This window comes from Alteromonas sp. NFXS44 (genome assembly GCF_040148705.1).
GTDB lineage: Bacteria > Pseudomonadota > Gammaproteobacteria > Enterobacterales > Alteromonadaceae > Alteromonas.
In genome coordinates this window covers 1016279-1031263 of sequence record NZ_JAGDEA010000012.1, presented here as the reverse complement: position 1 = coordinate 1031263, position 14985 = coordinate 1016279, and the positions used below count along the sequence as shown (strand labels likewise).

At 51.4% G+C, this 14985-nt stretch carries 12 protein-coding genes; 7 read left to right on the top strand and 5 right to left on the bottom strand.

Annotation, left to right across the window (positions count from 1 at the left end):
- Window positions 1-121: 121 nt before the first annotated feature.
- Genes proB through J3369_RS21460 form a run of 3 tightly spaced genes read left to right on the top strand, consistent with a single transcriptional unit; the run spans window position 122 to window position 2635 of the window.
- On the top strand, window positions 122-1222 hold the full coding sequence (proB, locus tag J3369_RS21470; protein ID WP_349590869.1) for a glutamate 5-kinase: 1101 nt from the start codon (window positions 122-124) through the stop codon (window positions 1220-1222).
- Window positions 1223-1273: 51 nt separating this feature from the next.
- Window positions 1274-1705 carry an acyl-CoA thioesterase gene (locus J3369_RS21465; protein ID WP_349590867.1) on the top strand — a complete coding sequence of 144 codons (432 nt, stop codon included), beginning with the start codon at window positions 1274-1276 and terminating at the stop codon, window positions 1703-1705.
- Window positions 1706-2635, top strand: a complete 930-nt coding sequence (locus J3369_RS21460) for a D-2-hydroxyacid dehydrogenase (protein WP_349590865.1) — start codon at window positions 1706-1708, stop codon at window positions 2633-2635.
- Between the two features lie 6 nt (window positions 2636-2641).
- On the opposite strand, the gene J3369_RS21455 is transcribed toward J3369_RS21460, so the two are convergent.
- Window positions 2642-2911 carry a hypothetical protein gene (locus J3369_RS21455; protein ID WP_349590862.1) on the bottom strand — a complete coding sequence of 90 codons (270 nt, stop codon included), beginning with the start codon at window positions 2909-2911 and terminating at the stop codon, window positions 2642-2644.
- Window positions 2912-3073: 162 nt separating this feature from the next.
- Here J3369_RS21455 and J3369_RS21450 point away from each other — a divergent pair, with 162 nt between their 5' ends.
- Entirely contained in the window at window positions 3074-3574 is a 501-nt protein-coding gene (locus tag J3369_RS21450; protein WP_349590860.1) for an RNA polymerase sigma factor, read from the top strand.
- Window positions 3564-4145 carry a hypothetical protein gene (locus J3369_RS21445; protein ID WP_349590857.1) on the top strand — a complete coding sequence of 194 codons (582 nt, stop codon included), beginning with the start codon at window positions 3564-3566 and terminating at the stop codon, window positions 4143-4145. The genes J3369_RS21450 and J3369_RS21445 overlap by 11 nt, the downstream gene beginning before the upstream one ends.
- Before the next feature lie 8 nt (window positions 4146-4153).
- Here the strand turns inward: J3369_RS21445 and J3369_RS21440 are convergent, their stop codons facing one another.
- The 3 genes from J3369_RS21440 to J3369_RS21430 are packed head-to-tail and all read right to left on the bottom strand — an operon-like array spanning window position 4154 to window position 10727.
- Window positions 4154-5173, bottom strand: coding sequence for an LLM class flavin-dependent oxidoreductase (locus tag J3369_RS21440; RefSeq protein WP_502877497.1), 1020 nt, complete (start codon window positions 5171-5173; stop codon window positions 4154-4156).
- A complete protein-coding gene (locus J3369_RS21435; protein WP_349590851.1) occupies window positions 5173-8922 on the bottom strand; it encodes a translocation/assembly module TamB domain-containing protein in 3750 nt (1249 codons plus the stop codon). Before J3369_RS21435 ends, J3369_RS21440 begins: the two co-directional genes overlap by 1 nt.
- On the bottom strand, window positions 8919-10727 hold the full coding sequence (locus J3369_RS21430) for an autotransporter assembly complex protein TamA (RefSeq protein ID WP_349590848.1): 1809 nt from the start codon (window positions 10725-10727) through the stop codon (window positions 8919-8921). Before J3369_RS21430 ends, J3369_RS21435 begins: the two co-directional genes overlap by 4 nt.
- Before the next feature lie 419 nt (window positions 10728-11146).
- Here J3369_RS21430 and J3369_RS21425 point away from each other — a divergent pair, with 419 nt between their 5' ends.
- Window positions 11147-12361 carry a multidrug effflux MFS transporter gene (locus J3369_RS21425; RefSeq protein WP_349590845.1) on the top strand — a complete coding sequence of 405 codons (1215 nt, stop codon included), beginning with the start codon at window positions 11147-11149 and terminating at the stop codon, window positions 12359-12361.
- 79 nt (window positions 12362-12440) lie between these two features.
- On the opposite strand, the gene J3369_RS21420 is transcribed toward J3369_RS21425, so the two are convergent.
- Entirely contained in the window at window positions 12441-12752 is a 312-nt protein-coding gene (locus tag J3369_RS21420; protein WP_349590842.1) for a hypothetical protein, read from the bottom strand.
- A 228-nt stretch (window positions 12753-12980) separates the two neighbouring features.
- Here J3369_RS21420 and J3369_RS21415 point away from each other — a divergent pair, with 228 nt between their 5' ends.
- On the top strand, window positions 12981-14945 hold the full coding sequence (locus tag J3369_RS21415; protein ID WP_349590840.1) for an alpha/beta hydrolase family protein: 1965 nt from the start codon (window positions 12981-12983) through the stop codon (window positions 14943-14945).
- The last annotated feature ends 40 nt before the right edge of the window (window positions 14946-14985 follow it).

Genomic DNA, 14985 nt, shown 5'->3' with positions numbered 1-14985 from the left:
GGGTTTCAGATCAGAATAAACTGCGGTGTGACAAATTGTTCTTTGGGAAAGCGCGGATATGCGTTTTTTTCTGAATGGGTTTGCAGTATTCTCAAACTCTCTTTGTTTATCAGTTATCTTCATGAGTAATTTCACCTGGCAGCGTGCCGTCGTAAAGGTCGGCAGCGCGTTAATTGCACCTGATGGTTTACATGTCAGTGCTAAGTATTTACTGCCCCTGGCGCGGTTCATTACCGAAAGCCGTGCTGCAGGAAAAGAAGTGATTGTCGTGTCATCAGGCAGTATTGCTGCCGGACGTGGACGGGTAACCATCAACCATCCTGCTTCTATTGCCGAGAAACAGGCCATGGCCGCGATCGGACAGATGCAGATGATGGCGAACTGGCAGCGTTTTTTCGACTGCCCATGTGCCCAGATCCTGGTGACTGCGGATGACCTTCGTGACCGTACCCGGTACGTCAATATTAAAAACACCCTGCGCGAACTGCTTAAACATGAAGCGCTGCCTATTGTGAATGAAAATGACACCGTGGCGGTGGCCGAACTTAAAGTCGGCGATAACGACAATCTTGGTGCATATACTGCGCTGGTGGCACAGGCTGATACCCTGATCATGTGCTCGGACATCGACGGTTTGTACACCGCCGATCCCCGCAAAGATGCCTCGGCTACTCTGATCCCAGTTGTTGATTCAATTACTCCGGACATCTATGCATTAGCCGGCGGAGCGGGAACGTCCATGGGCACCGGCGGAATGCGGACGAAAATTGAGGCAGCGGATAAATGTACCCATAGTGGTATTCAAACGCTCATCGTCAACGGCCGTGATGGCAAAGTGTTTGATGCATTGCTCAAAGGCCAGTGCCCGGGAACATTGTTTACTGCAAGGCAGTCCAGTCAGACCGCCCGATCCTTATGGTTAACCCATACGTTAAAAACCCGCGGTGTTATCGACATTGACGCGGGTGCCCGCCGGGCTATCACAGACCGGGGCGCTTCTTTGCTGCCTTCCGGTGTCACCGGCATTTCAGGTAAATTTGTTGCCGGAGATGCAGTGGAGCTGCATTGCGACGGGAAAGCGCTGGCGAAAGGTCTGGCACTTTACGACGCCAAAGATCTGGCCCAGATAAAAGGGCAGAAAAGCAATCAAATCCGCCATATTCTCGGTTATGACTATGGAGAGGTGATTGTCCACCGCGACGACCTGGTGTTGTTGCCCTAGACGCACATAAGCCCGTTGGTGGTTTAGCTGCGAAGCAGAAGGAGTGAACGGATGACGGATTTTACACCGGGATTAAGTGACTACCCGTGGCATGTAGAGTTAACCACACGGTTACAGGACAACGATGAAAATGGCCATATCAACAATGTGGCGTTTTACAGCTTCTTTGATACCGGTGTGAGCCGTTTTCTCAAAGAGCGTTGTCCGCATGCCTCGCGGGATATCGTCGCCTATGTGGTGAGTTCCCAGTGTCAGTACATTTCTCCTGCTTCCTACCCTGAAAGTATTTTTGTTGGACTGCGGGTGGTTAAAGTTGGTCGCAGTTCAGTGACTTACGGGCTGTCTGTGTATGCCGGCGATGCAAAGCGCCGCGTGGCACACGGACAGTTTGTCCATGTTTATGTTGAACGGCAGACCGATCATGCCGTGCCTGTTCCCGCTGATATCAAAGACGCTCTGGAATCCATCAGGGAGGAATTCTGAATGAAGGCCGTGTTGCTGGATGCTGATACGCTGAAGCCGGAAGAACTTGATATTTCCTGCCTGACTGACCTGCCTGTGTCATTGACACAGTATGCCACCACAACAGCGGATGAGCGCAAAGAGAGAGTGCACGATGCTGATATCATTCTGGTAAATAAAGTGGTGCTGGACGCTGAAGTGTTGCGTCATGCAAAGCAATGTAAGTACATAGGTGTTCTGGCAACCGGTACCAATAATATTGATAAAGACTGGTGCGGGCAGCACGGTATCGAGGTTGCCAATGTGGAAGGTTACGGCACTGACGCCGTCGCCCAGCATGCACTGATGCTGCTGTTAAATTTGTCTACCTCGTTTGCCCCTTACGCCCGCGATGTTAACGCCGGCAAGTGGTCTGCAGGGCCACACTTTTGTTTGCTGGATCATCCGGTCATGGAGCTGGCGGGCAAACATCTGGTGATTGTGGGCTATGGCGAACTTGGTCAGCGTTTTGCTGAAATGGCAAAAGCGATGGGTATGCGTGTCACGGTTGCTGCCAGACCGGGTAAGCCGGATGACGACAGACCGTCGCTGGACAGCTTGTTACCTGATGCTGATGTGGTGTCGCTGCACTGTTTACTGACAGAGGATTCCCACCATCTCATCAATGCGCAGCGCCTGAGTAAAATGAAGCCGTCGGCTTTTCTTATTAATACCGCCAGAGGCGCGCTGATTGATGAAACCGCGTTGTTACAGGCGCTGAAAAACGGGGACATTGCCGGCGCCGGGCTTGACGGCCTGTCGACAGAGCCGCCCCCGGCAGATCATCCCCTGTTAAATACCGGTCTGCCTAATCTGCTTATCACTCCCCATTCTGCCTGGGTGGCAAAAGAGGCGCGGCAAAGACTGGTGAATATTGCTGCCGGACGGTTGTCTGCTTTCCTTTCAAAGTAAGTACAGTTACAGCCGGTTGAGTTTCTGATTCAACTCGTAGGCAGGCTCTGTCACAATGGCTTCAAGGGCTGCGATACGGGCTTTCAGGGCTGCCATTTCTGTATCATCCCGTTTTTTTGCTGAGACTTTTTCACTGAACGAAGCCTGCATAAACGGGTTGGTGACCTCTCCGTTCATCCACGCGACCAATTTCAGGTTATAGCGGGCATCTAGAAAGCATACAGTCAGGGAAACCGACAGCACACTCAGGATAATTATCACAGCGGTAATGGTCATGGTTGTCTCCGGGTAATCAGGGTTATTTTTAACCGCAATGGCGGCGTGTTGATCAGGTAGTCCTGGCGGAATAAAAAAAATTACAAATAACTGTAATTTTTTTCTTAGTCCCGCGACTATGGCATTGGAAACAGGGAATTTATGTATGAACGGGAACCCATTTTGGCTGAAGATTTCGCCAGTATATTAAAACAGTACAACGGATTGCTGAGTCGTGTCGCCGCCGGTTACGAGGCAAATGAAGCACTGCGTCAGGAATTGCTGCAGGAGATTGCTGTTGCCGTGTGGCAGGGACTGCAGCGCTTTGAACACAAGAGCAGCCTGAAAACTTACATTCTGAAGATAGCCCATAACCGTGCGGTCACGCATGTTGCCTCTAATGCCCGGCTTCCCCGCTCTGATGAACTGGATGAAAACACTGAACACGGCGTATCTGCATTGCTAAATCCCGAAGACGCCACCGCACAGGACAAGCAATTACAAGCGCTGCTCTCAGTGGTACGTACCCTTCCTTTGCCGGGGCGTCAGGTGCTGACTTTATCCCTTGAAGGGCTGTCCTACGGGGAAATTGCAGATGTTTGCGGGATCACAACCAGCCACGCCGGTGTGCTGCTGAAACGCACAAAAGAAGAAGTGGTGAGGAGGTTAAATCATGACGAATAATACGGATGAACTGGCAGCCCTGTGGCAGACGCAGGGCGTGCAGACCATAGACATCGACAAGCTAAGGCGTGAACTCACCGGTCAGCGTCGCAAGCAGCGGCTGTACATTCTGATCGATCTGTTAAGCCCGGTACCGCTCATACTCATGTTGCACATCATGGCAGATGAGCTGTCGTCTTTCTCCCGTACTGTGATCTGGGGATTGCTTATCATCACTATTCCGCTGGTGGGATACCTGCTCTGGCTGCGCCGGCATGCAGCTTTCAGTACTGCCGTGAACACGCAGGCGTATGTGGATGTGCTTTACCGTCAGATAGCCAACAATGTGAAAATTGCCAAGTTAACGAAGCATTCCTGCTGGGTTGCTGTTTTGTATCTGGCCGGCATACTGGGATGGGAACTGGTGACCGGTGAAAAAGCAGCTCAACCGGACTTTTCTTCAATGCGGTTCTACGGGGCTCTGGGGTTGGGAGTGGTGTTTTCTTTGCACTGTTACCTGTGGGGACAGCGCCGTGAACGCCGCTTCAGAGCCAGGCTACAGGAACTGGCTTTGATTAAAAACCAGTCCTGAAGCGTTGTTCAGGCAGCCCAGTCCTGCTTCGTCATCACTGACGTCAGGCTGCCAACATGACGGATTGCCTGTAAGCATTTTCCGGTATCGGTGACCGGGAATGAGAAAATCATCTCATCTACGCCGGTAGCCTCAATAAACTGTGCAATCTGGCGCTCAGCCTGCTGCGGCGTGCCGGTAATGGCAAAGCGTAGGGTGTTATTGATGGCCGCGATTTCGTATTCAGACAATACGGCTTCAATATGATCCACAGGAGCCGGCATGGGTTTGTTGGCCTGCTTTCTCAGGTTAGCAAATTGCAACTGGACCGACGTAAACAGCCGGGCAGCCTCGTCTTCATCATCAGCGACTACAGCCATCACACCGGCGGATACAAAAGGTTTCTCCAGTTGTTCAGAGGGTCTGAAGCTGGCGCGGTAAACGCTTATGGCATCCTGCAACATTTCCGGTGCAAAATGGGAGGCAAATGAATAGGGTAAACCGAGCTGACCGGCAAGTTTTGCTGAGTAAAGGCTGGAGCCCAGCAGCCACAGTGGTACACGGGTGCCTGCGCCCGGCATGGCGATAACTCCCTTGCCACCTTTGTCATCAGACAAATACGCCTGCAGAGCCTGCACATCGGCGGGATAGTCATCCACGCTGGCGTGCATATTTCTGCGAAGCGCCATGGCAGTCGCCATGTCTGTACCCGGTGCACGGCCAAGGCCTAAATCAATCCGGCCCGGAAACAGTGTCGCCAGTGTACCGAACTGTTCGGCAATGACCAGCGGTGAGTGATTGGGCAACATAATGCCGCCGGAACCTATACGGATATCGCGGGTGGCATTACCGATAGCCGCCAGTAATACCGCTGTTGCTGCACTGGCTACGCCCCGCATGCCGTGGTGTTCTGCCAGCCAGAGGCGCTGGTAGCCTTGTGTTTCTGCTTCTGCCGCAATGGCTTTGCTTTTTTCAAAGGCATCGGCTGCGGTCTGGCCTTCACCGATGTGCGCCAGATCAAGAATAGAAAACGGTACAGATTGCATGATTACTCCTCGTCAGCCTCATCATCAGCTTTTTTCTCTGCTTCCTGCGGGCCGCCCAGAAAGAACTCATAATAAAAATCGATAGCAAATTCCGTTTGTTCTTCAATGGTTGTCTGCACACCTTCTACAAACAGCTTAGGTAACAGACGATAACGCAGTGCCAGGTCGGGTGGCTCCTGACGTCGTCTTAGTGTTTGCGTACTGCTGTTGTCTCCGCTCAGGCCCACGTCAACATTATATTGCACAGTAAGACGATCGTTTATGCGGCCATTCAACGATAATTTCGTTGCGCCGCCCCCTGCACTTGATGTGGTGCCGACGCTGAAATCTTCAATCCCCAGCGCACTGCCCACTTTGCCTTGCAGCTTCTCCGTATTGGATAAACCGAAGCCCAGCAGCAAGGCGTTGTAGTCTGGCGAAGAAGAACTGGATGACCCCGGGCCGGAGCCGGTTAACAGGTATGACAGACTGTTACTCTGGTTCATTGCCGGCTCAGAGAATAAGTTTATATTCGGGCTGTCAGCCGCGCCGTCAATGCGGATCCCGGCAACCACACCATCTTCTGTTTTGTCCGGGTCGCGGATAGCTTCGACCAGCAGCATGGGTTGATCCAACGGGCCGTTAAACTGCACTTCACCGGTCTGGATAACCAAGTCCTGACCATAGGCCTGGTAGCGTCCGTCAAGGATCTGCAAATCGCCGTATCCCACCAGTGCAGGATGGGTTCTGACTTCAATGCCGCCGTAAAGGTTAGCTGTCAGCCCGAAAGCATCCAGCTTTACTTCGCCGGTTTTATCTTTGTCGATGTTTACCATGACAGTGGCATCAATAATATCCAGCGGGTCTTCAACCGGCGGTTCACCCCGTAAATGCACGTCTTTGGATGGCGAAACCGCACTGGCAGGCAATTCTTCAATTTTTACTCTGGCCCAGGGCAGGTTCACATTGCCGGTCACCTTTACATTACCGGGTTTGATACTGGCTGTAATGTCAGGCGACACCTGCATGCGGATATCACGCTGGTTAATCTGGAAGCGTTTGCCTTTAAGGTTCACATTAGCGGTAAGCTCATCTTCCCAGCTAACATCGCCGGACAACGTCCCTTTTCCTTCACCGAGCAAAAACGCGCCGTTAAAGGTGGCACTGCGGTTGACGAATTCGATAGTCTGTTCCCAGTCGCCTATTTTTACCGGCATGTCTTCAATATCCACATTGCCGTTTGTCAGCTTCACGCTGCCGGTGAGCGACGGTGAGCTTGCCGTGCCTTTAATTGCCAGCTGGCCGTTCAGTGCGCCTTCCAGTTCCCGTATCGCTTTTGACATGGGTTTGAACGGTGCGATACGGATCTTGTCGATATTCACCGTTCCTTCCAGCGGAATGTTTTCTTCAACGGGTCTGACTTTCATGTCGGCGTTTACCGCCCCCAGCTGTTCGCTGAGAATGTTCAGTGTGGAGGTAAGCAAATCATCTTCATACCGGCCTTTGGCGGAGACTTCATCAAGGTTCAGCTTCAGTTGCTGTTCAGGCCCCATTGTCCAGACAGACGGAGTGACTGCCAGATCAAAATTCGCTGTCATTGGCGCATTCTTGCCAAATTCACCGGTTGTATTTACCGACAGCTTCGCATCAGAACTGGCTGTAAATGTGTCGGGCAGCAGCTCATGGGCCCACAACCCGAGTGGCAGACCGTTCGCTTTGACAATCCATTTTGTCCGTTCATCTTTGAACAGCACATCTTCGATGCAAAGCTCACCGTTCTCACGGGACTCCCAACAATTCTCAGATATTTTCATGCTGAAAGGTTCTGGCCGCACTGCAACCCGGAAAGGCTGATTTAACTGCCACCGTGTTGTCAGCAAACCCAGCTGGCTATTCGTGATGTCGGCGGTGTAGCGTTCATCTTTCCACGCGCCGTCCATTTCCAGTTTCAGATGATGATCAGGCAAGGTGAGATCCACATTAAAATTGTGTGCTGATAACGAGCCGCTGATCCCCAGATTACCGTTCATTTTCCCCTGTTCAGCGGCCAGCGCACTCAGTACCGGCGATACTTTTACGCCGGTGAGTGTGATGTCACCTTCCGCCACCGGATCGCTCCATTCACCTTTGGCTTTGATACGACCTTTTATCTGACCGGATACGTCAGGATAAAGCTGCTCAGTGGCATCTACGTCCAGGTCGATATCTGCATTAATATAACGCTGGTTAAATACTTGCGCGGCAACGTGAACCCGGTTTTTTTCCTGTACAACACCTAAGTTGGTAACAATTAAATCGCTGGCCTGAGAGTACACCAGTGATCCTGTCACGTTCAGCTCACTACCGTCCCTGATGCCGTCCACTGCAAGATCGGTAACGCTGACTTCAACGCCCTTGTCGGTGAGCTGCATCAGACTGGTTAGTCCGCCTTCAATTTGCGATGGTGCATAGGGCGACAAGCTGCGCGCTGAAATACCGTTAAGTCTGGTTTTTCCCGACCAGCTGACAGATTCATTTAAAAACAGTGTGCCGGTATTGGTAATTTTCCCTTCGAGGATATCCACTGTCAGGGCATTCACTGTGATGTTGTTGCTGTTGAGTACCACATCGGCATCAACGGGAATATCGCCGATATCCGGCAAGCTTGCACCGGTTTTGGCGGTAAAATGGTAGTTGCCCATGGTACCTGTGAGATCCAGCGCACCTTCCCACAATCTGGTGTCCTTAACGTCAGGTACAGGTTGCTCCGGCCAGCTAACAGAGAGTTCAAGGGGCAGCGTATCATCCAGAATGCTGGCGTTACCGGTCACGCTGGCTGAATATGTTCCGCTGGCATCAACATCCAGTGCTAAAGCTTTCAGGGAGCCGTCGGCAGACACGTTGACCTGCTCCTCCACACCGGCCGCATTAACATCAGCACTGGCTGCTAAAGACAGAGGGTAATCTCCGGACAAGGTCACCTTTGCATCCGCACCGAGTTTGGCCAGCGTATGTTCCACGTGGAGCTTATCCAGTGCGATGTCGCTTGATTCCAGTGTAAGAGCACTGAAACTCAGCAGCGCCATTTCCTGAGTCACCGCGTCGCCCTGCTTTAACTGTGTGTTACGCAGGGTGAAGTTTTCCACGGTGACCGGGATGGGGATAACGATTTCAGGCAGTTCCGGCGCTTTATAGCTCAGTGCATAACTCACCGGTTTGTCGTCACCGGCCTTATCTGCTGCTTTCTCTGTACTTTCTGGCAGTGCGACAATAAGTCCTTCAATATTTACCGGTGACAGCGTCACCTCTTTAAAGGCCTGACCTTCCAGTGACAAAGACTGCAGAGTGATGTGACCAGCCAGCAACTTAACCGACACATCCGTAATACCTAATGCATTGATTTTCACCGGAACCGGAATTTCGATCGGTTCTGTACTTTCCGGTTCCGGCTCCGGCTCATCCTCAGCCGGTGCTTCGGAGAGTTGCTCAACACGGGTGCCATCAACATTCAGATAGTCGATACACACTTTGGATGTGATGAGACAGCCTAAAACCACATTGATTTCAGCCCGTTTAACGTTTACCGACCACTGTTCGTTCTGCCAGCTTACGCCTTCTACAGAGAAGTCACTGAGTACCGTTCCGTTGATATTTTCGATATGTAATCCGTCGACAGCCTTGTTCGCAATATAGCGGATCACAGGCGTACCTAACGGACTGATGATAAGGCCTGCAACCAGTACAATCAGCAGCAGAGTGGTAAAAAACCAGAAAGTGAACTTCCGTCTGCTCATAGTTCCGGCCCCAGAATAAAGTGAAGCCGCCAGCTGTTTTCGTATTCAGACAGGCCTCTGGCACCATAAACCCGTACTGGTCCGATAGGCGATAACCAGTGAAAACCCACACCAAAGCCATAAGCCAGGCCTTCGTCAAAGTCGTTGGTTGCCGTACCGGCGTCAGTGAAGACCGCAGCACGCCAGTTTTCGGCTACACGGTAGGCGTATTCAACACTGGCCGTCACCAGGTAGCGGCCGCCCACCGACACGTCGGTAAGTTCCTCTCCGGTTTCCGGGTCGATAATGACGTCAACAACTTCTTCACCAGTCTCCGGGTCAATATAAACATTCTTTTTCGGTGATATATCACGGTAAGCGAAGCCCCGGATACTCTGATCACCCCCGGCGAAAAACCGCAGTGATGCAGGTACACGGTAAAAGTCATTGGTCTCAATGGCACCGCCTTCTGCTCTCAGCATCAGCCAGTGTTTATTGAGTGTACGGATCATGCCGCCTTCCAAAACGGTTTTAGTGATATTGATGTCAGAACCGGCGTTGTCACGGCCAAACTGGAAAAACGCCTGGAGGTAGGTGCCTTTGGTGATATTCAGCGGGTCGTTACGATCCAGATAACGTATGGCGTACCCCGGCATTACCAACTGGGTTGTCTGTTCCACACTCGTACCCTGGGTATAATTTTCCCGCAGGTAAGTCAGCGAGCCGTCCTGCTGCCAGGGGGAATTGGCTTCCTGCCAGTAACGGTGCGCGGCAACGGTGAGGGTTTCAGCCTCGGTATTGGTATTGCTGTAGTCAATAAACTGGTAACCGCCTTCAATACTGAGGTAGTCATTGGTGATGTCTTGCATTGGAATACGGTAGTCCACCGTAAACGACTGCTCCGGTGAAGATAAAAACAGCTCAGAGGAAACCGAATGCCCGCGGGTGTTGATCCATGGTCGTTCCCATTTTAGCCGCAACCGGGCACCTGTATCTGTAGCTGCACCAAGGCCCACGTTAAAGGTATCCCTGGGCTTGTGTACCAGAGTAATCTCAACGGGCACGGTCAGAACCACCGCTTCGCTGACCACCGGACGGGCAATAACACGGGAGAAGTAACCCGACTGGTTCAAACGGCGGTTAAATTCTGTCAGCTTTGCCGACGAGTAATAATCGCCGGATTCAAAAGGCTTTAACCGGTTGAGTATGGCTTCAGATTTCTGATCGCCAATCAGCTTTACTTCACCAAACTTATAGCGGGGGCCGCTCTGTGCGATAAGCAGAATATTGGCTGCTCTTTCTTCCCTGACCAGGTCGAGCCGCGTTGCCTGCCAGTTAAAGTCAAAATAACCGTGGGACAACGCGTAGTTAAACATGGACGATTTAAAGTTTTCGTATACCGGCTGATTCAGTACATCGCCTTTTTTCAGCGAAAAGGCATTAAAGCGGTCACGGAAATCTTTATCTTCACGGCCGGTACCGATGATCTCACGGGTAACATTGGTTACTGTCAGCGGCGTGTCCAGATTTACATGAAGGATCACATCATCGCCGGATACTTCTACGGTTGTCGTGCTGTTGTAATAGCCGAAAGGCTCAACCGCTGTTGATACGGTCGCGCCCAGCTCATCCTGCCAGAACGGGTCTGACAACACATCTTTGCTGATATCCAGACTGTTAAGGTGTAAACGGATATTGTCTTCCAGTTTCCCGTCTTTTACGCCTTCAATATCCACATCAATGGCGAAGGTGCAAAACGCAGGTAACACAAGGGCGCAGGACAGCACAAAACGCTGCCAGGCGTTAACAGTAAAACGGTGAATCATAACCGGGCGAATTTCCTTTTCCTGTGGTGCAGATGGAAAGTGTGCATTAAAGCCCCGTGATAGAAAGGCTCTCTTGCAAAAGCCGGAAAACAGTATTGATGGATGCCTACCCTAAAAAACGGTCGTACAATGATAATGGTATTCGTAGAAACGATGCAAAACGATCATCTTTCAGACGCTATCAACTGCGTAAAATTGCCGTTGAAACTAAAGCTGCATTATCACAGGCGTTAGAGTATATCCCGGACTGCAAAGTTCAAAAGGCGCTATTTTGCCGGGGTATGCGTTTTATCAAACCGGTTATGCTTTAAAAGGTGTAAATTTTCTACATTCCGGCGGTAAAGACTGACGCAATTTCCGGCAAATTCAGGCTATACTATGCGCCCTTTATTTTATGTCGATTAGAGTAGACAACACACATGTCAGAAAACCCTTCCCCAATTAAGCCAACGCTGGGCCTTGTCGAGTTTGTTGCTCTGATGGCGTTAATGACTTCATTGGTTGCCCTGAGCATCGACGCGATGTTGCCTGCTCTGATCCAGATTGGCGAAGCGCTGCATGCAGACGATCCCCATGATGCGCATCTGATTGTGTCTATTTTCTTCGGCGGCATGGCTTTCGGTCAGCTCTTTTTTGGCCCCTATTCTGATACCCGTGGCCGGCGGGAAGCCATTTTACTTGGCATCTCGATTTTTGTTGTAGGCACTGTGGTCTGTATGATGGCAGACGACATGTCTACCATGCTGGCCGGCCGTTTAATACAGGCATTCGGTGTATCCGGCCCCCGTGTGGCTGCAATGGCTATCATCCGTGATTTGTATGTGGGTGATGCAATGGCCAGAGTGATGTCATTCATCATGATGGTTTTCATTCTGGTGCCGATGATTGCGCCGATGGTGGGTCAGGCTGTCCTGACGTTCTTCCACTGGACGCATATTTTTACGCTGTTTCTGATTGTCTCTGTGTTCACCGGCACATGGTTTTTGTCCCGTCAGCCGGAGACACTGCCTGCTGACCGGCGGGGCCGCTTCGCCTGGTCTAAATTTTTCCAGTCTTCGAAGTTTATTCTGACCCACGGAAACGTGATGGGTTATACCGTCGCCATGGGTTTTATGTTCGGTGCTTTCCTGGGATACCTGAGCGCTTCACAGACCATTTTTCAGGAATATTACGACACAGGTAGCATGTTCCCGTTTATCTTTGCATTCCTCGCGTTCTCCATCGGTCTGGCATCGTTCTTTAACGGCACGATGGTAGTACGCTTCGGTATGAAAAAGCTGGTGGGTATTGCGTTATACGGCGTGGTGGGTTTCTCTGTCGTTTTCCTGGCGCTTATCACAGCATTCAGCGGATTACCTCCTCTGACCTTGCTTCTGCCGGTTATGTTCTGCGGATTCTTCTTTGTGGGGATCCTGTTCGGTAATCTGAACGCCCTTGCAATGCAGCCTCTGGGACAGATGGCCGGCCTTGGCGCAGCCATCATCGGATCCATGTCGAGTATATTCTCTGTTCCTATCGCCTTGTCTATCGACAGTTTCTTAAACGGCACCCTATATCCTATCGGATTTGGCTTCCTGATCTTCTTCTCCCTCGCTTTTGTGAGCGTGAGATTTGCAGAAAAGTCGGTGCACTAGTGATTTATCAAAAGCTCTGAATTTACTCCAGCTAAATCAGGACACGGGGCATAAACATCTGCCCCGTTTTTACTTGTGCTCAGCGACTCAATATATCAATGATTTCTCTGGTGTCTCGGTACAGCCGCAAAATGGTGCCATCTATCTGTACTGAAACTATCCCTTTATCATCTATCGGGATGACCACGCGGCTGCGCTCATAGATATCACGGGATAAAATATCGCCCCTTTGCAGTTTTTTCTGCCATCCGGGTGGAAGAGGTTCCCCATTCGCTACTTTTTTCTGTAGCCCCGGTGGTAAAGACTTATCTTTATTATCATTTTTAGCTTGTGCGGTGTATGAAATAAGCGTCGCACTGGCAATCAGCAGGGAGCAATTTAAAAACTTCATCAGGAACTTCCTCTCTCTTAGTTTCCGTAACGCCCCCGCCAGCCATAGAGGTTGATTGCTGATGAGCGCGCCGGGCCGAAATTTGCAAAGCTGTTTTTGCATAACTACATATGTGTTGGACAGCAAATTACAGGCCAGTGAATGCAGTCTGGTTTCATGGTGATATAGGATGAGGTGAGTTACATTACGGGAAAATCAATCAGAAGCACTAAATCAGATGAGAAATTTATGAACACATCTTCTTCTCACACCACCGGATATGGCGGCTGGCCATCTCCTGTCTCCGCTCAGGCAGTTGTGCAGGGTAGTCGCGGTCTGTCCTCTCTGGCCGTCGATGGTGATTTTGTTTACTGGGTTGAGTCCCGGCCTGAAGAAGGTGGCCGGTGTACCATCATGCGCAGAAAAAAGGGACAAAGCGGAGGTGGGCCACAAGAGGTGCTGCCTGCACCGTGGAATGCAAGAACACGGGTACACGAGTACGGTGGCCGTTCCATGTTGGTTAATAACGGCGTGGTCTGGTTTACGCATTTTAATGATCAGCGTGTTTACCGCATGGTTATTGGCGAAGCGCCGGTGGCTATCACTCCGGCAGCAAACATTCGTTTTGGAGCCTTTGAGCTTGATGCGCCCCGTAACCGGCTGATTTGTATCCGCGAAGATCATCGCGTATCCGGTGAGCCGGAGAATACGCTGGTTGCCATTCCCCTTGAAGGGATGTCAGAAGGCGACGTGCTTTTTTCAGGCAGCAGCTTTGTGTCTGCACCCGGCCTGTCTCCGGATGGCAAATCTGTTGCCTTTATCGCGTGGAATCATCCGGATATGCCCTGGGATAACACAACGCTCTGGTCGGCTGACTTTGCCGCTGACGGCAAACTTGAAGGGCTGACAGAACATAACCCGGATACCGGGGAATCGGCTATCGATCCCCAGTGGGATGCAGAAGGCAATCTGTACGTGCTGAGCGACCGCAATAACTGGTGGTCACTGTATCAGGTATCAGGCACTGCATTTACTCTGTTGTCACCGCAGCCGGAAAAGTCAGAGACAGGCGGACCGGCCTGGCAGGTGGGTAAGCATTACTACCGCATCCGTCAGGATGGTTCCATTCTGGCGAATGTTGTTCAGGGGGCCATTGGCCAGCTTTATCTGTTAGACAGAAAAACCGGCGAAATGCGTTTGCTGACAACGGAAAGTGCCGCTGTTGAAGACTTTGTTGAGTCGGACTCTGCATTGTATGTTATTCAGGATCCGCAAACCCGCCCGGGTGAACTGATTGCTTTATCTGATTTAACCGCTGACTCCCCTGAAGTCAGTGTGATCACAACCTCCAGTGATTCCGCGCTGCCCCCGGCGTGGGTGCCAGCCATTCAGGAAGTGAGTTTCCCGGTGGGTGAAAACGCGAAAGCATACGGCACGTATTTCCCGCCGGCGAATCCGGACGTGACAGCAACTGAAGGCAGTGCGCCGCCACTTATTGTGATGATCCACGGCGGGCCGACATCAAAAGCGTCACCCACCTATTCAGTGAGTAAGTATTTCTGGACCAGCCGGGGCTTCGGTATTCTCGACCTTAATTATCGCGGCAGTACGGGTTATGGTCGCGAATATCGCCATGCACTTTACGGTGAATGGGGTGTAACCGATGTAGAAGATGCCGTGGCCGGCGCGCAGTGGCTGGCGGATCAGGGGCTGGCGGATGCCGGAAAGCTCATTATTCGCGGTGGCAGTGCCGGTGGCTACACGACGCTAGCGGCCCTGGCATTCAGTGACGTGTTCAAAGCGGGCGCGAGTCATTATGGTGTCAGCGATCTTGAAGCGTTGGCGGGAGATACCCACAAGTTTGAATCCCGCTATCTTGATCAGGTGATCGGACCATATCCGGAACGAAAGGACCTTTACATTGAACGCTCACCCATCCACCATCTTGATGGCTTCAATGCTCCGTTACTGCTGCTACAGGGCCTGGAAGACAAAGTGGTACCTCCAAATCAGTCAGAGATGATCTTCGAAGCACTGAAAGACAAAGGTATTCCGACAGCTTACGTGTCGTTCGAAGGTGAAGGGCATGGTTTCAGAAAGTCTGAGAATATTGTGACAGCCCTGAATGCTGAGCTGTATTTCTATTCTCAGGTGCTGGGCTTTGACACTGCAGAGCCGTTACCTGAAATCGATATTGCAGGGCCCGGTAAATAATCAGCGCAGCGGTATGGCTTACTCTATTCAAGCGCCGGCG

Coding starts and splice junctions, on each gene's coding strand:
- proB (WP_349590869.1), top strand. CDS start 122: ATGAGTAATTTCACCTGGCAGCGTGCCGTCGTAAAGGTCGGCAGCGCG.
- J3369_RS21465 (WP_349590867.1), top strand. CDS start 1,274: ATGACGGATTTTACACCGGGATTAAGTGACTACCCGTGGCATGTAGAG.
- J3369_RS21460 (WP_349590865.1), top strand. CDS start 1,706: ATGAAGGCCGTGTTGCTGGATGCTGATACGCTGAAGCCGGAAGAACTT.
- J3369_RS21455 (WP_349590862.1), bottom strand. CDS start 2,911: ATGACCATTACCGCTGTGATAATTATCCTGAGTGTGCTGTCGGTTTCC.
- J3369_RS21445 (WP_349590857.1), top strand. CDS start 3,564: ATGACGAATAATACGGATGAACTGGCAGCCCTGTGGCAGACGCAGGGC.
- J3369_RS21435 (WP_349590851.1), bottom strand. CDS start 8,922: ATGAGCAGACGGAAGTTCACTTTCTGGTTTTTTACCACTCTGCTGCTG.
- J3369_RS21430 (WP_349590848.1), bottom strand. CDS start 10,727: ATGATTCACCGTTTTACTGTTAACGCCTGGCAGCGTTTTGTGCTGTCC.
- J3369_RS21425 (WP_349590845.1), top strand. CDS start 11,147: ATGTCAGAAAACCCTTCCCCAATTAAGCCAACGCTGGGCCTTGTCGAG.
- J3369_RS21420 (WP_349590842.1), bottom strand. CDS start 12,752: ATGAAGTTTTTAAATTGCTCCCTGCTGATTGCCAGTGCGACGCTTATT.
- J3369_RS21415 (WP_349590840.1), top strand. CDS start 12,981: ATGAACACATCTTCTTCTCACACCACCGGATATGGCGGCTGGCCATCT.